Below are 15534 nucleotides of genomic sequence, written 5' to 3' on the forward strand. Positions count from 1 at the left end.
TCAGTCCTGTCGTGCGTTTCCGGCCATCGCGAAACGTGCCGGAGAGTAAGGGCCCATGTCGATATTGGGGCGCCTGCCCGAGATAAGCTGGGCCAGCAGACGGCCGGTTTTTGGCCCACCGGTCAGTCCGACATGGTGGTGACCAAAGCCGAGATAGGCGCCGCTGACGGTCGGCGACGCGCCGATGATCGGAATGGAATCGGCCGGTGCCGGACGGTGCCCCATCCATTCGCGCGTTTCCTGCGCGGCAAGGCCGGGAAAGGCCGCGACGGCCTGCCGCCTCAGCAGGGCAAGGGGCGCCCGGGACGCAGGCGGCTCCAGTCCGCCGAATTCCACCGTGCCCGCGACCCGCAGCCGCCCCTCCATCGGCGTCGCCACGAATTTTCCCGAGGCTACCATGACCGGTGCCTTCGGCGCCATGTTCGGCGCGACGAACTCGACGTGATAGCCGCGTTCGCTTTCCAGCGGAACGTCGATGCCCAGCTTGCGGGCCAGCGGGCGCGACCATGCGCCGGTGCAGAAGACCGCCGTATCGCAGGGCAGGATTTCGCCTGTGGCGCGCAGACCGGTCACGCGCCCGTTCTCTTGCACGATGTCGCTGACATCAGCCCTCAGGACGCGCCCGCCGAGGGATTGGAAATGGGCCGCCAGGTCCTTCACGTAGCGGCCCGGGTCGGTTATGCGGCCGTGACCCGGCAGACGCACGGCAAAGCCCAGATCCTCGGACAGAGCCGGGTCGAAATCCCGCAGCGCGCGGCCTTCCAGCTCGTCCCAGGCAAAGCCGTTCGCCGCACGGATGCCCCAGCCGAATGCGTCGGCCTCGAAATGCCTGCGATCCCTGTAGGCATAGAGATAGTCACATGGGGTGATCCGGTGCCGGGCCGGGGTTCCCGCGGCCAGTTCCTGATGGTCCGACAGGCTGGCGCCGAGGATCGGTGTCAGCGCGCGGGCGATGCGGCGCACGTCCGGATCGTTGGCATGGCCCATATATCGGCGAAGCCAGGGCAGAAGCCTGGGCACATGGCGCCATTTCAGAAACAGGGGTTGTTCGGGATGGAACAGCATGTGCGGGGCCTTGCGCAGCAGGCCCGGAACGGTCACCGGAACGACGGCACAGGCCGCAAGCACACCGCCATTGCCGAAGCTGGTGCCTTCTCCGGGTCCGGCACGATCCACGAGCGTGACCTCATGCCCGTCGCGACGAAGCCAGATCGCGGCCGAGACGCCGACGATGCCTGCGCCGACAACGATGATATGACGCGTGCCCTGCGTCATGCGGCGCGGCCGATGCTGGATCGCAGGGCGAATCGTTCCAGGATTTCGGCCGAAGGCGACATGCCCAGCCCGGGCGCATCCGGCACCACGACGGCACCGTCCCGCAGGGGAAAGGGTCCGTCGAGAATGTCCTGCCTCAGGTAGTAATGCGCCTGATAGAATTCGCAGCCCAGCGTGATGGCGGGGGTGGCGGCGATCATGTGCGCCCCGGCCAGATGGGCCAGTCCGGTCTCGAACATGTCGCCGCCATAGGCCGTCAAACCCGATGCTGCCGCCATCTCGGCCTTCTGCCGGGCGCGCGAAAGGCCGCCGGCCTTCATGATCTTGACGGAAACCCCGTCGCAGATGCCTTCGCGGACGGCCCGCAGCATGTCCTCGGGGCCAAAGACGCTTTCATCGGCCAGCAGCGGCACGTCGATCGCATCGCGGATCCGCGCCATCAGGGTGAACTGGCCGGCGCGCACCGGTTGCTCGATGAAGCCCGGCGCCATTTTCGCGACATCGCGGACCCGCGCCACGGCGTCTTCCGGGCCCAGCCCCTGGTTGAAGTCCACCCGGATCTCGATGTCGGGATGATCGGCGCGGATCCGCTCCAGCCGCATCATGTCAAAGCGATGCCCGCGCACGCCGGCCTTCAGCTTCACGATGCCCACGCCGTCCGCGGCCAGCCGGTCCACGAGCGCCAGATCGGCCTCGAAATCCGGGTCCGCAAGCGAGCAGGACAAGGGGATCGTATCGCGGCACTTTCCGCCCAGCAGCGCCCAGACCGGCACGCCGGCGATCCGCGCGCAAAGATCGAGCAGCGCGGTTTCAAGCGCGGCCTTGGCTTCCGTGGCATGGGCGACCGCGCCCGCGGCATCGGCCATGATCGCGCCCACATGACCCACCGGCCGATCCAGGACATGCGGGCGGATATAGCGGTCCAGCGCGGCAAAGCCTGCCTCGGCAGAGCCGGTGAACGGCGCCCAGGTGGCGGCTTCGCCGTAGCCTCGTTCGCCGCCCTCGGCCGTCAGGCGCAGGATGACGCTTTCGCACGACCCCGACACCGCGCCAAGACCGTGATCGCGCCGCGAGACGACGGGCAGCCGCAGATGCCACAGATCGAAGCCGGTGACGCGCTGAAGAAGATCGGGGCCGGCCCGGACGATGACCTCCGGGCGGTCCGGATTGTCTTCGTCTGCGTCGTCCTTCGGGCCGGTGCTGGGTCGCATGGCTTCGTCCGACATCACCAAGAACCTCGCGTTGCCGTGCCGGCCCGTGCCCCGTCCCGCTGCACTTTCGCGGGGCACCATTCCCGTTGCGCGAATGCTGCGGGACATTTGAAGACCGCGCGCCCGGATGCGTCAACCTGAAATCCGCAGCCATCCCGGCCCGCCAGCGCCGGTTCCCGGCTTGGCGCGGCCCCTGGGGGTATCATCGGGGGCGGCATCATTGCTTCACCAGCAATCGGCGGGGCGATTGCGCGAAACACTCGGCGCCTGTCCCGGTGACCGCGAAGGTTTCGGAAATGGTCATGCCATAGCTCTCGCGCCAGATCGAGGGGATGCAGTGAAAGGTCATCCCGGCCTCGAGAACGGTCATGTCCCCGATGCGCAGACTGGCCGTCAGCTCGCCCCAGGTGGGCGGATAGCCCAGTCCGACGGGATAGCCGATCCGGCTGTCCTTCTCGACGCCGTGCCTGGTGATCACGCGCTGCCAGGCCTCGGCCAGTTCGCCGCATGTGGCGCCGGGACGGACGGCGGCCAGGACAGCCTCCAGCCCCTCGGCGATGACGTCCGACAGGCGCCCGAGCTCGTCGGGCGGCGTGCCAAGATAGATGCAGCGCGACAGGGGGCTGTGATATCGGTGCCGAACGCCGCCAAGCTCGATATAGAAGATGTCGCCCTCGGCCAGCGGATCGTCCGTCCAGGAAAGATGCGGGGCCGAACACATCTCGTTTGCCATCGCGTTTGGCGGCTTGCAGGGAAAGGTGCCGCCGAATTCCGGCAGCCCCGAAGTCGTCACGCGATAGACCTCGGCCATGACGTCGCATTGGCGCACGCCCGGTTCCGCGGCCTCGAAGGCGGCCCGTTGCGCCGCGGTCGCGATCTGCCCGGCCTGGCGCATGTAGGTCAGCTCCCGCTCCGACTTTACCATGCGGCAGCGGTTCACCAGGAGAAAGGCGTCCTCGAAGCGGGCCTTGTCCAGACGCGCGCGCAGGATGTGGTCCCAACGCGCGGTGTAGTAGTAATCATCGGTTTCAACCCCGATGCGGCCCTTCTCCAGCCCCATCGCGATCAGCGTGTCGGCCACGAAGTCCATCGGGTGAAGACTGTCCGATCCGACGAACCGGTCGGGATAGGGGACGACATTCTCGGCGGCAAGATAGGCGGTGAATTTCGCGCCGACCGCATCCATCTTGCGGCCGATCCAGACCGGTTCATCCAGATCCGCGGCGACAACGACCATCTGCGGCGTGTAGAACGACCATCCGTCATATCCGGTCAGCCAGTTCTGGTTGGCCGGTGACGCGACCAGCAACAGGTCGATGTCCCGGTCGGCCATCGCGCGCTTGACCAGCCGAAGGCGCGACAGAAACTCGGATCTCTCGAAAAGCGGCATGATCTGACTCCTGTTGCGACATTCGGGTTTCGGGCGGCCGGTCGGTGTCATCTGTCTCCAAGATCGAAAGCGCGCGTGATGTCGCGATCCAGCAGACCCTTGCGGATGCGTTGGCTGGGCGTGCGTTCGAACCGCTCGACCCGTTTCCAGTATCGCGGCACATGCGGCCGGGGCAGGTTCTCGCGGCTCCACGCGGCCAGTGCCGCCGGATCGTAGTCGACCCCCTCGCACAGCAGCACATGGCACAGGATATCATGGTCCCCGATCCGCGATGGCACGCCGGTGACGGCAATCTCGGCGATGTCGGGATGGGCGGCCAGCGCCGTCTCGACCTCCCAGGCCGAGATATTCTCGCCCCGGCGGCGCAGCGAATCCGTCGTCCGCCCCAGAAAGTAGAGATGTCCGTCACGATCCCGCCGGGCCAGATCGCCGGTAAACAACCGGCCATCCTTCAGCAGTTTCGCGCTCGCCTGCGGATCTCCGAGATATCCGGGCGTCAGCAGCCCGGCCTGACGTTCGCGCACCACGATCTGGCCGGTGGCCGCGCCGTCGAGGACATGGCCCGAGGCATCGTGCAATTCGACATCGAACCAGGGAACGGGCGCGCCGATGGCCCCTTCGGTGCCGTCCAGGTTGATGGTGGCAAAGCTGGATGCCTCGGTCATGCCATAGACTTCGCGCAGGGGAACCCCGAAACGGGACTGGAATGCGCGCCGGATATCGGCCCGGCAGCCGCCCCCGAAGCCAAGTGTCACGGCGTGGTTCCGGTCCCCGGCCGATGGCGGCGCCCGCAGCAGGATCTCGGGGATGCCGCCCAGATAATGGATCCGGGTCACGTCGTGGCGGCGCACCTGATCCCAGAACCGGCTGGCGCTGAACCGGGGCACCAGCACCAGCCGCGCCTGACAGGCAAGCGCGGCGATCAGCAGTTGCGGCCCGCCGATATGGTGCATCGGCTCCCACATCAGATAGCCGGCGCCGACCGAGCAGTCGCTGGCGATCGCGCAGCCCGCAGCCGAGGCCAGAAGCATCCTCTCGGTCACGATGACGCCCTTGGGCGGTCCGGTCGTGCCCGAGGTGAACAGGATTGCCCGATGCGCATCGGGATCGTCCGGCGGTTCCAGGGCCGGTGGATCGGTGGGAACGCCGCCCCAGCCGCTTGCGTCGAATTCCACGATCCTGCCTGTCTGCCCCGTGTCGGCGGCGCGCAGATTGGCCACGGCCCCGGCACCGGCCAGGATCAGCTTCGGCGTCGCCACCGCCAGCGCATGGACCAGCGACGGTCCGCGGGCCTCGGGCGACAGCGGGATCCAGACGGCGCCGGCCAGGGCCAGCGCCAGGACCAGCGCGACATGGTCCGGACCGGGGTCGAGCATCGTGACCACGCGGTCGCCGGCGGCGATGCCCTGCGCGCCCAGATCGGCCGCTTGCTGCAAGGCGGCCGCGGCGAGGGCGCCGACGCTGATCGCCGCGCCCCGATGGATCAGCAGCGTGCTGTCGGGTGCCGCAAGGGCGCGGTCGCGCAGCAGGGTGCCAAGGGTGCCTGCGAAAGGGGGCTGCAACGGGGCGGGGGGTGCGGACATCTGTTCAGCCCTTGCCGCGTTTGCCCAGAAACTTTCGCGTCCCGGCATGCATCTCGCCGGATTCGAAGGACAGCCGGTGATACCGCTTTGCCGCGGCGATCGCTTCATCCAGTCCGGGCTCGAGGACTTCGAAAAGCCGTTGCTTGATCAGGCTCATCGCTGTCGGGGGCTTCGCGCCAAGCTCTTGCGCCACGGCGATGGACCGTTCCAGCACCTGGTCCTGTTCGACGATCTCATGGATCGCGCCCAGGCCAAGCGCCTCGTCGGCCTTCATCAGTCGCCCGCTCAGCGTCAGTTCGACCGTCCGGGACAGGCCCAGCATCTCGCGCATGATCCAGGGCCCGGTGATGCTGGCGATGCCAGAGTTGATTTCGGGCTGCCCCATGCGGACACCCGAATGGCCGATCCGGATATCCGTCAGAAGCACGAACTGAAAGGCCGACCCGGCCGCGACACCGTTCAGCGCCGCGACCACCGGCACCCGCAGCGATCCAAGCGCGCGGTAAAGTCGGGCGAAGCCGTCGATCCATTCCTCGGCCCTGCCGGTATCGAATGTGCCCAGCTCGTCCAGATCCTGCCCGGCGCAGAAGGCCCGGTCGCCGGCGCCGGTCAGCACCACCGAGCGCACGCCGCGATCCGAAGCCGCCGCCGTCAGCCGTTCCACCAGCCGGGCGCGCATCGCTTCGGTCCAGGCGTTCAGGCGTGCCGGGCGGTTCAGCGTCAGCACCAGACACCCCTCCCTGCGGGTTTCCATGATGTCGTCGTCAGCCATCGGGCTCGGGCTCCTTCCTGCGGGTCGTCGCGCTCATGCGGGCGCTTTCGGCGCGGTGCTGAAATCGCGTGGCCGCAGCCCCGCGTGGAACCATGTGACCAGGGAATAGATGTCGTAGACCGGCAGTCCGGTGGCCGCCCGGACCGCGGTGCTGTAGGGCGACATGTTCGTGCATTCCAGGACGATGGCGCCGACTTCGGGATGTCGCGCGACAAGGTCTTGCGCAGCCGCGACGACATCCGCGCAGGCCAGCGCCAGATCGAGATCCTGCTTTTCGGCCCTGATGATGGTGCGAAAGAACTCGGTGCCGTTCTCGGTGCCGCGGATCGGAGTATCGGCCGGCACCCCTATGCCCTCCAGATGCGCGATCGTCAGGCCCGGCGCATTGATGGTCACAATCCCTGCGCGCCTGCCCGGTGGCAAAGCCGCATCGATCCACGGCACCTGCATCATCGCCGAGGTTGCGACGGGCACCCGGACCGCCTCGACCAGTTCCTTCTGAAAGATCGAAAGGAAGCCGCAATTCGTCGTGATGCCCTCGGCGCCAAGATCGACAAGATCGCGGGCGGCAGCGATGAAGTCGTCCAGAAGACCACGGGCTGCGTCGCAGACCACGCGGTCCGGGGTGGCGCCCCGCACGATCCGGTACATCACCGGGAACGGCCAGGTCAGGGCGTTGCCCATCTCTCCGTAGACGCGCGGAAAACGCGCCTCCAGCATCAGGATGCCAAGGGGCGCGCCATAGATGGCCTTGCCGCCCGTCGCGAGATGGGTTCCGGGCGCGCCGAACGGTCGGATCGGGTCGGACATCAGCGAAATCCCTTTGCGCCGAAGAATGCAGGATCGTCGCCCGCAACCAGCCGGGTCGCAAGCCCTCGCCCGCGCGTCCGGCCCAGAGGCCGGTCAGCGGCCGCCGTGACATCAGCCTTCATCCCGTCCTCCTTTCGCTCAGCCCCCGCCGATCGCGCGATGTTGCCGTCTCGGCCCGGTCGGCCAGACCCTCATCCCATCCACCGGCGCACCGGCGCGTTCGATTCCTCCAGCGGCTGCACGACCACATCGACAAGCGTCGGACCGTCATGCGCCACCGCTTTGGCCAGCACGGATTCCAGATCGGCGGGGTCTTCCACCCGCCAGGATTTCACCCCATAGGCGGCGGCCACCGCGGCCTGATCCACGCCGCTGAAATCGACGTTGTAGTAGCGGCCGCCCTTGTCATCCTTCTGGCTTGCCTTGATCCAGCCGTAGCTTGCGTTGGAAAAGACGACGAAGGTGATGGGCGCGCGCGACCGGCAGACCGTCTCCAGTTCGCCGCAGGTGAATCCGAACGACCCGTCCCCCATCAGCGCGACCGTCTTGCCCGATGGCCGGCCGAACCACGCGCCCAGCGATGCCGACAGCGCATAGCCAAGCGCGCCATGCGCGCGGTTGGTGATGAAACGGCGACCCGCCAGCGATTGTCGGTAATAGGCCGATGCATAGGGACACGACGTTCCGGGATCCGAGACGACCGTCGCATCCGGGGCAAGCACCTTCATCAGGGCGGCGATCACGCGCTCGGGGCGGATCGGTCGGGCGTCCTCGGCGGCGATCCTGTCAAAGATCGCGAATTTGCGGCGCTTGATGTCGGCCACGGCCGCCGCACCGCCAAAGGTCGCGCCGCCCTGCCCGCGGCGGTCAAGCTGGGCATTGGCCATGGCCAGCGCCACCCGCAGATCCCCCACGACGCCGACCTCGGTCGGAAGGTTGGCCCCGATCGCCATCGGATCGACATCGAAATGGACGATCCGCGTGCCCGGCGACGGGGCCTCCCAGCGGGCGGTGGTCGTCGAACCCGCGCGGCACCCCATGAAAACGACGAGATCGGCCGATTGCATCATTTCCCAGGTCTCGTCGGTGCCTCCGTTCGAGCCCACGACGCCAAGCGCGCAATCATGCGTGTCGGCCAGCGAGCCCTGACCCGAAATCGACGTGGCCACGGCGATGTCCAGACGCCCCGCAAGACGGTCCAGTTCGTCCATCGCGCCGGAAACGACAACGCCACCGCCGCAGACGATCAGCGGTTTGCGGGCCGAAAGGATTGCATCCACCGCCGCTTCGACGGCCTCGGCCTCGGGACCCGTGCGATAGGCGGGATAGGTCGCAAGCCCGCGATCCGCCCAGATGTCCGACGAATCCACCGGATCGTATTGAATATCATAGGGCAAACCCAGATGCGCCGCACCCGGCCGGCCCGTCGTCATCGCACGAAACGCCGCCCGGACCATGCGGGGGATGTGTTCGGCCTTCCGGATGACGGTATTCCACTTGGTCAGGGGGCGCATCAGGGCCTCCTGATCCACTTCGGTCAGCGGGTATCTGCCGTAGGTCGAGACCGAAATATCGCTGGTGATGGCCAGCGTCGCGATGGAGCTTTCGGAAGATTCGATCAGTCCCGGCAGGATATAGGTGGCGCCGCCGCCCGATGGACCTTCGCAGATGCCGGGGCGGCCCGTCACCCGGGAATAGCCATCGGCCATGTACCCCGCGCTGCGTTCGTCGCGGGTCAGGACATGTTCGATATCGTGGTCAAGCAGATGCATCGCGTCATAGAACGGCAGGCTGGTATCGCCGCATAATCCGAAGATGTGCCTGACATCGTGGGCCTGAAGCATCCGGACCATCGCCTCGGCACCATTCAGCTTGTTGTCCAGGACCGTCCCTCCGCTTCCACCCGCCGCGCCGCTTGAAGCCTTCGTTGTATACATCTATGTCTACAAGACACCATGCACAGCCGGTTTCATCGGGTCAAGCCGCCCTCTGCGGGCATGGCGCCCGGGGATGCTCTGATGCCATGCGTATCGTCCCCCTCGGGCGGCGGATCCCATCTTGCCGGGCCGGCTGCGCTAGCCGGTCGAAAGCGTGTAGACATGCCCGTAGGCCGCCTTGATCGCGGCAAGGATGTCTTCGTTGCGATGCAGAATGTGTTCTCTCATTCCTGCCATCGCCGCCCGGTCATCGCGGGCCTGCATATGGTCGAGGATCCGGCGGTGTTCGGCCTGTGTGCCCTGACGCCGGCCTTCCATGGCGATCCAGCGGATAAGGTGAATACGGTCGTTGAGGTTGCAGAGGGTCTGTCGCAGCACCTTGTTGCCCGCCAGCTTGGCGATGGTGTCGTGAAAATGCAGATCCAGCTCGATCAGCCTGTCAACCGACGCATCGGGCGATTCCGCCATGCTCAATTCGAGAAAATCGGACATGCGGGCAAGGTCCGCGTCCGTGGCGCGTTCGCAGGCCATTCGGACCGTGGCGCATTCGATTTCCAGCCGCGCCTCGAACAGGTCGAAAACGACCTCCGGCTCCAGGCCGGGAATGGAAAGGCCGCGGCCGCTGCTGACCAACAGCCCCTCGGCCGCGAGGCGGTTCAGGGCTTCGCGCAACGGCGTCCGGCTGATCCTCAGCTCGTCGGCCAGCAGATTTTCGTTTATCTTCTGGTTCGGCATGAACTTGAAACGCAAAAGCCGGTCGCGCAGCATGTCATAGGCGCGATGCGATGCCGAGGCCGTGACCTTGCCTTTCGACGGCTTGCTGGGTGTGGTCATGGCGGCGCCCCTCGCATCTGGCGGTCATCTGATGTCTTCTGCCGATCGCGGAACAGGCAGGATGATCCATCGCGGCGTCTCTGTGTCGGTCCGAAGCGCGGACCTGGCCGGCCCCCGGTCATCGCCCGTGGCGATCCGGTCCCCGCACCTGGAAGCCGAGACCTAAATTGACGCGCCCTGGTTGTCGATAGGCTGCCGCGCCGGTGCCCCTACCCGGCCAGCACCCGCACCTGTGCGACCGAGGCATCGGCGCGGCGCACCGCCATCTGCAACCGGCCCAGCAGATGCGTGCGCACATAGGTCGCGTGAAAGCGGCTGGGCGCGGTCAGGATCAGGCATCCGGCCTCGACCCCGCCATCGGCCAGCCCCGCCAGCCAGGCCTGGAACAGGGCCGGATCCTCGGCCGCCAGGATTTGCCGCGCCCTGCCCCACAGATCACCCGCCGGCGCCGTCCGGCCGCGCCGGAACGGCACCACCGTCTCGTCATGCGGATCGCCGGCCGGCAAGGGATCGCCCGCCTTCGCGCCCCCTGCCCTTTCGACGAAATCCGGCCCGATATGGTCCCAGACCGGGCGCGTATCCAGCATGATCCGGTCCAGATCCAGCCCCAGCACCGAAACCCGGCCGCGCACGCCCTGCCGCTTGACCACCACCCAGCCAAGCGCGCGCAGCCGCGCCATGTCGCGCTTGACGGTGCGTTCATCCACGCACCACAGCCGCGCCATCTCGCGCTGGCCCATGGTCAGTTCGTCGCGCTGCCAGTTATATCGGGTGGTGATCAGCGCCATCAGCCGCAGCACCAGCCGCTGCCGGTTCTGATCGCCGGCCAGCGCATGGGCCATCATCGCGGAAAGAAGATCGTATTTCCTCGCCGCCGCCTCGCGGCCAACGGGACGTATCACCTGCATCGCTGCCCTCGCCCGCCGGTTCGCCCGGCCTGATTCGCGCCTCTCGGGCGATGCGTCGGGTCCGGTTGGTCCGGACATGATCCGATGATCTTGTGTCACCGCAAACGCTTTTCGCCATCCTTGCCGTATTTGCGTCCGCATTTCCGATTCTGTCAAGCATCTTCATCATCCGTTGCCTTTCCGGCCCTGTTTCGAACAGAAAGAATGGTAGGACTTGGTATTGGGGGACGCCCTGAATGTCCCGCAATCCGGCCGGGATGTCCCCCAATCGCTGGTGTTGCGCCGCGCGGCGTCCCCCAATCCGTTGCGCGCGCGGCGCAAGGCGCAACGCACGCCGGCCGGCCGATTCGCGCAACGGGGGCGGGTTTGCGCTAAACTCCGGCCCCAGAAGAAATGCCTTTTGCCAAAAGCGCAAATCCGGCGTAAAAGCGGAACTGACAGTGATTTGCGTCCGGACAGACAGGCACAACATGTATACCCACGACGACCTTGCGCGGCTGCAAAGCCAGTCGCTGAAGATGCAGGGCTGGATCCGCCGGCAGACCTTCAGCCCCGAGCTGGAAAAGACCCTGCGCCGGTTCTCCAGCTGGGAGGTGGCCGAGCTGATCTTCCGCATCAACCAGTCCACCTTCCGCGGCAAGCTGGCCGCCGACCCGAACCTTCCCCTCGGGGAAGTCGAGGAGGACGGGCGCCAGCGCTGGTTCAGCCTGGACGAGATCAACGAATTGCGCCGCCGCATCCGGGTGGGCAAGAAATCCCTGCTGCCGCCGCGCCCGGCCGGCAAGCGCGCCTTCCGCGCCGCCATCGCCAATTTCAAGGGCGGCGCCGGCAAGTCCACCGTGGCGCTGCACTTCGCCCATGCGGCGGCGCTGGACGGCTATCGCATCCTGGTCGTGGATTTCGACCCGCAGGCCACCCTGTCCCATTCCATGGGCCTGACCGATATCGGCGAGGATCACACCGTCTGGGGCATCATGGCGCGCGACCTGGAACGCGAGACCGACCGCATGAACGCGGCCTCGGCCGGCGCCGAATCGGGGACCGCCCTGCCCCATCGCAAGCTGCCGGCCTCGATCCGCGACATGGGCCTGGGCTCGCTGCGGCCGTCCGACTTCATCAAGCCCACGGCCTGGTCCACGATCGACATCGTGCCCAGTTGCGCCAATGCCGCCTTCGTCGAATTCGCCAGCGCCCAGTATCGGCACCTGAACCCGGAATGGACCTTCTTCGGCGCGGTGTCGCGCTTTCTGGATGCGCTGGCCGACGATGCCTATGACCTGATCCTGTTCGATTGCCCGCCCGCGATCGGCTATCAGTCGATGAACGCGGTCTTCGCGGCCGACATGCTCTATATCCCGTCGGGCCCCGGATACTGGGAATATGACAGCACGACCAGCTTCATCGGCCAGCTGGCCGAGGCGCTGGAAGACCTGTCGCACGGCTTCGAGGACTTCCCCACGGGGAAGATCGCGCTGCCCAAGGCCTTTGCCGATGTCCGTTTCCTGATGACCCGGTTCGAGCCCTCGAACGACCTGCACCGCGCCATGTTCGACGCCTTCGGCCAGGTCTTCGGCGACCGGATGGCGCGTCACCCGATCGAGATGACCCGCGCCGTCGAACAATCGGGGCGCTTTCTCAGCTCGATCTACGAAATCGATTATCGCGAGATGACGCGCGGCACCTGGCGCCGCGCGCGGGCCAGTTTCGACCAGGCCTACGAGGAATTCAGAACCCATGTGCTGACCGCCTGGGAGCAGTTGGAGACCGCCACATGAGCCGCAAACGCCGCATGTTCGAGATCGAGATGCCCGAGGACAACGACCCGGCCGAGACCTTCCCCGTGGGGAAGGCGGATAGGCCGGCCCCCGCCGCGCCGCGCCGCGGGCCGATGGCCGCCGCCATCACCGAGACCGCCGAATCCAGCCGCGACCGCGCCCGCATCGCAGCCGGGATCCGGGCCGAAAACGATGCCCTGGCCCAGGAACATGTGCGGCTGAAACGCGCCGGCCTGATCACCGACCTGATCCCGCTGGAGACGATCGACACCCACAAGCTGATCCGCGACCGGGCCAAGGGGGGTGATTTCGAACTGGCCGAACTGGTCGCCTCGATCCGCGATATCGGCCTGTCGAATCCGATCCGGGTCGAGCCGGCGGCCGAGGGGCGCTATGAACTGATCCAGGGCTGGCGCCGCCTGTCGGCCTATCGCGCGCTGCTGGAGGAAACCGGCGACGCCGAGACCTGGGGCCGGATTCCGGCGGGGATCGCGGCGCGCGGCGACGGGCTGGACCAGCTTTACCGCCGCATGGTCGACGAGAACATCGTCCGCAAGGACATCTCTTTCGCGGAGATGGCGCAGCTTGCCGTCCATTATGCGATGGACCCGGCGACCGAGGAACACGACGCCGAAAAGGCCGTGGCGATCCTGTTCAAGTCCGCCGGCTACCAGAAGCGCAGCTATATCCGCAGCTTCATCCCGCTGGTCGAACGGCTGGGCGAGGTGCTGCTGTATCCGCAGGAGATTCCGCGCGCCCTGGGCCTGGCGCTGGCGCAGCGGCTGGACGAGGTGCCGGGCACGGCGGCGGCGATCAAGGCCGAGTTCCAGGACTGGGATACGCGGTCGGTCCGCGACGAGCTGGACATCCTGCGGCGCTTTGCGGGGCAGGGGGGTGACGAGGGGCAGGACGGTTCGGACCGGGGCCGGAAGGCGGCGCCGGCGCCGGTGCCCGCGCAGCCGGGCAAGGCCAAGACCACCTTCCAGATCGCCCGCCCCCAGGGCAGCGCCAAATGCACCGCCGCCAATGGCCGGCTTGAAATCCGCCTGCCGCGCGACTTTTCGACCGTGGACCGGCGGCGGCTGGAACGCGCGGTGGCGGCGCTGCTGGACCAGATCGAGTGATCTTCCCCGCGGGGAAGGTGCACGCAGATTGGGGCCGTGGGGCAGGGGGCTTGCGCGCGCCGGCCGGACAGACTAGATTGCAGGCCAGTTTAATGGGGATGCGATCATGCGGGAAATCGGCGCCTTCGAGGCCAAGACCCACCTGTCGGAACTGCTGGCCGCGGCCGAGGCGGGCGAATCGGTGCTGATCACCCGCCGCGGCGCACCGGTGGCGCGGCTGGTTCCCGCCGGCGGCGACCGCGATGCGGCCCTGCGGCGCCTGTCCGCCCTGCGCGACCGGCTGGCGGCGCGCGGCGTGACGCTGCGGTCCGACGAAATCCTGTCGGCGCGGGACGAGGGCCGGCGCTGATGCTGATCGTCGATGCCTCGGCGCTGATCGGCTGGCTGATGCCCGACGAAACCGGCCCGGATCTGGAGCCCGCCCTGCGCGCGGCCGAGGATCCGGTCGCGCCCTGGCTGATATGGGTCGAGTTGCGCAACATCCTGATGGTCAGCGAACGCCGGGGGCGGCTGCCGGCGGGCATGGCCGACCAGATCGCGGAGACCATCGACGATCTGAACATCCGGCTGGACGTGACGCCCTCTGGCCCGGTCGTGATGGACCTGTGCCGCCGCCACAATCTGACCGCCTATGACGCGCTGTATCTGGAAGCCGCCCTGCGTCATGGCGGCCGGCTTGCCAGTCTCGACCGGGCGCTGTTGCGCGCGGCCGAGGCGGAAGGCGTCGCAACCCTGGCCTGAGCCGGTTCCGCAAGCCGGCAGGGCAGGGCGCCCCGACCAGGACCGATCTTGCCGCGCCATGCCGGTTCAGAGGCCCGGAGGGCAAGCCGGGCGGGATTCGGGTTCGGGTCATCGCGGAACCTGCTTCAAGACCGATAAGCCGACCTTATCGGGGGTGATGGCGCAATAAGATCGTTACGTCAGTGCGCCGCAGATAGGGGCTATTTTGCGGATATCGGTGATCCCGAAGAAGACTGGTTGATTCCCTGCAGCGCCGTGATCCGGCCCTTCCACCCTTGCTGCGGGCGGATCACCACCCGCTCCCGAATCTCGGGGCCTGGCGCGCGGCTGAGGCTACCTGCGCGGTGGTACTCGCCCACGCGGCCCGGGCCATCGGCAGGCTGGAGGCCTTTTGGCGGCGCTGGAAGACGGGGCCGCGCGCCGGCCTGATCGCCCGGTTGGCGCTGCGCGAGGTTCGAGGCGATGCTCTGGGCCGCCGGCACGCCGATTGCCCAGGACGTGCTGATCCGCGACCTGGCCGATGCCCCTGCGGCCACCGATCTCGACGCAGAAACCCCGTCAGACGGCCTCCGCCGGAGGGATACAGCCATCGCCGCCGGTTGGACGAAGCGTTCGCAAGCGCAGGTCAGCCGGGGGTTCTCGGGCGGTTGGAGCTACGATGTGAAGGTTTCTGGGTCGACGGGGACAAGCGCGCCCTTGAGGACGAGGATCGCGCCGCGGGGGAACGATAGCACGCCGACCGCGTCTTCGCGTCGTGCCGGCCGGTCAAGGCGTGCTTCTGCGCGCTCAACTCAATAGTTCCACATCGTGCCGTCTTCCAGCCGGACGACCGGGTGGCTGCCTGGGGTTTCGTCGTATCGTCCGGCCTCATCCTCGTCAAAGTCGACGCCAAGGCCAGGCGCTTCGCTTACATGCATCAGTCCGTTCTCCATCCGGTGCTCCGAGGGAAACAGCGCGTTGCATTCGGACGTGCCGAGCACGAGGTATTCCTGGATACCGAAATTTGGCGCCCAAGCGTTCAGATGCGCCTGTACCGCCATGCTGATCGGGGAATGACTGGGCGCGCCGTGAAATCCGGTACGCACGTTGTGCAGCCCCGCCAGATCGACAATCCGCCGCACATGGGTGATGCCTCCTGCATAGGTGACGGCGACACGGATGAAGTCGATCAGCT

The 15534-nt window shown here is 67.2% G+C and carries 14 protein-coding genes; 4 read left to right on the forward strand and 10 right to left on the reverse strand.

Translation table 11 applies throughout. From position 1 onward, the window contains the following. From AC13CR_RS12075 to AC13CR_RS12115, 9 genes are all read right to left on the reverse strand, one after another. Positions 1-1275 carry an NAD(P)/FAD-dependent oxidoreductase gene (locus tag AC13CR_RS12075; protein WP_446233604.1) on the reverse strand — a complete coding sequence of 425 codons (1275 nt, stop codon included), beginning with the start codon at positions 1273-1275 and terminating at the stop codon, positions 1-3. Continuing rightward, positions 1272-2501, reverse strand: a complete 1230-nt coding sequence (locus AC13CR_RS12080) for an enolase C-terminal domain-like protein (RefSeq protein WP_482900883.1) — start codon at positions 2499-2501, stop codon at positions 1272-1274. Before AC13CR_RS12080 ends, AC13CR_RS12075 begins: the two co-directional genes overlap by 4 nt. Before the next feature lie 202 nt (positions 2502-2703). Then, positions 2704-3876, reverse strand: a complete 1173-nt coding sequence (locus tag AC13CR_RS12085; protein ID WP_292977966.1) for a M24 family metallopeptidase — start codon at positions 3874-3876, stop codon at positions 2704-2706. A 47-nt stretch (positions 3877-3923) separates the two neighbouring features. Continuing rightward, entirely contained in the window at positions 3924-5459 is a 1536-nt protein-coding gene (locus AC13CR_RS12090) for an AMP-binding protein (protein WP_446236720.1), read from the reverse strand. A 4-nt stretch (positions 5460-5463) separates the two neighbouring features. Beyond that, complete coding sequence (locus AC13CR_RS12095) at positions 5464-6231, reverse strand: enoyl-CoA hydratase/isomerase family protein (RefSeq protein WP_292952852.1); 768 nt, start codon at positions 6229-6231, stop codon at positions 5464-5466. A 33-nt stretch (positions 6232-6264) separates the two neighbouring features. Further along, the gene (locus AC13CR_RS12100; RefSeq protein WP_335662327.1) at positions 6265-7041 is read right to left on the reverse strand and encodes an aspartate/glutamate racemase family protein; all 777 of its coding nucleotides are present in this window, start codon (positions 7039-7041) and stop codon (positions 6265-6267) included. Between the two features lie 191 nt (positions 7042-7232). Next, on the reverse strand, positions 7233-8978 hold the full coding sequence (locus AC13CR_RS12105; protein WP_446235121.1) for a thiamine pyrophosphate-binding protein: 1746 nt from the start codon (positions 8976-8978) through the stop codon (positions 7233-7235). Between the two features lie 138 nt (positions 8979-9116). Then, on the reverse strand, positions 9117-9812 hold the full coding sequence (locus tag AC13CR_RS12110; RefSeq protein ID WP_292952861.1) for a GntR family transcriptional regulator: 696 nt from the start codon (positions 9810-9812) through the stop codon (positions 9117-9119). A 209-nt stretch (positions 9813-10021) separates the two neighbouring features. Next, on the reverse strand, positions 10022-10720 hold the full coding sequence (locus AC13CR_RS12115; RefSeq protein ID WP_446232329.1) for a hypothetical protein: 699 nt from the start codon (positions 10718-10720) through the stop codon (positions 10022-10024). 470 nt (positions 10721-11190) lie between these two features. On the opposite strand from AC13CR_RS12115, the gene AC13CR_RS12120 reads away from it, so the two are divergent. From AC13CR_RS12120 to AC13CR_RS12135, 4 genes are all read left to right on the forward strand, one after another. Beyond that, positions 11191-12495, forward strand: coding sequence for an AAA family ATPase (locus AC13CR_RS12120; protein ID WP_293014354.1), 1305 nt, complete (start codon positions 11191-11193; stop codon positions 12493-12495). Beyond that, the gene (locus AC13CR_RS12125) at positions 12492-13619 is read left to right on the forward strand and encodes a ParB/RepB/Spo0J family partition protein (protein WP_446236721.1); all 1128 of its coding nucleotides are present in this window, start codon (positions 12492-12494) and stop codon (positions 13617-13619) included. Before AC13CR_RS12120 ends, AC13CR_RS12125 begins: the two co-directional genes overlap by 4 nt. 106 nt (positions 13620-13725) lie before the next feature. After that, positions 13726-13968: a type II toxin-antitoxin system Phd/YefM family antitoxin gene (locus tag AC13CR_RS12130; RefSeq protein WP_292952870.1), complete on the forward strand. Its 243-nt coding sequence runs from the start codon at positions 13726-13728 to the stop codon at positions 13966-13968. Next, the gene (locus AC13CR_RS12135) at positions 13968-14360 is read left to right on the forward strand and encodes a type II toxin-antitoxin system VapC family toxin (RefSeq protein ID WP_292952873.1); all 393 of its coding nucleotides are present in this window, start codon (positions 13968-13970) and stop codon (positions 14358-14360) included. Before AC13CR_RS12130 ends, AC13CR_RS12135 begins: the two co-directional genes overlap by 1 nt. A gap of 791 nt (positions 14361-15151) precedes the next feature. Here AC13CR_RS12135 and AC13CR_RS12140 read toward each other — a convergent pair. Next, a partial coding sequence (locus tag AC13CR_RS12140) for an enolase C-terminal domain-like protein (protein WP_482900884.1) occupies positions 15152-15534 on the reverse strand: 383 nt, incomplete at its 5' end.

This window comes from Paracoccus sp. L-17, assembly GCF_056857655.1.

Coding starts and splice junctions, on each gene's coding strand:
- AC13CR_RS12075 (WP_446233604.1), bottom strand. CDS start 1,275: ATGACGCAGGGCACGCGTCATATCATCGTTGTCGGCGCAGGCATCGTC.
- AC13CR_RS12080 (WP_482900883.1), bottom strand. CDS start 2,501: ATGTCGGACGAAGCCATGCGACCCAGCACCGGCCCGAAGGACGACGCA.
- AC13CR_RS12085 (WP_292977966.1), bottom strand. CDS start 3,876: ATGCCGCTTTTCGAGAGATCCGAGTTTCTGTCGCGCCTTCGGCTGGTC.
- AC13CR_RS12090 (WP_446236720.1), bottom strand. CDS start 5,459: ATGTCCGCACCCCCCGCCCCGTTGCAGCCCCCTTTCGCAGGCACCCTT.
- AC13CR_RS12095 (WP_292952852.1), bottom strand. CDS start 6,231: ATGGCTGACGACGACATCATGGAAACCCGCAGGGAGGGGTGTCTGGTG.
- AC13CR_RS12100 (WP_335662327.1), bottom strand. CDS start 7,041: ATGTCCGACCCGATCCGACCGTTCGGCGCGCCCGGAACCCATCTCGCG.
- AC13CR_RS12105 (WP_446235121.1), bottom strand. CDS start 8,978: ATGTATACAACGAAGGCTTCAAGCGGCGCGGCGGGTGGAAGCGGAGGG.
- AC13CR_RS12110 (WP_292952861.1), bottom strand. CDS start 9,812: ATGACCACACCCAGCAAGCCGTCGAAAGGCAAGGTCACGGCCTCGGCA.
- AC13CR_RS12115 (WP_446232329.1), bottom strand. CDS start 10,720: ATGCAGGTGATACGTCCCGTTGGCCGCGAGGCGGCGGCGAGGAAATAC.
- AC13CR_RS12120 (WP_293014354.1), top strand. CDS start 11,191: ATGTATACCCACGACGACCTTGCGCGGCTGCAAAGCCAGTCGCTGAAG.
- AC13CR_RS12125 (WP_446236721.1), top strand. CDS start 12,492: ATGAGCCGCAAACGCCGCATGTTCGAGATCGAGATGCCCGAGGACAAC.
- AC13CR_RS12130 (WP_292952870.1), top strand. CDS start 13,726: ATGCGGGAAATCGGCGCCTTCGAGGCCAAGACCCACCTGTCGGAACTG.
- AC13CR_RS12135 (WP_292952873.1), top strand. CDS start 13,968: ATGCTGATCGTCGATGCCTCGGCGCTGATCGGCTGGCTGATGCCCGAC.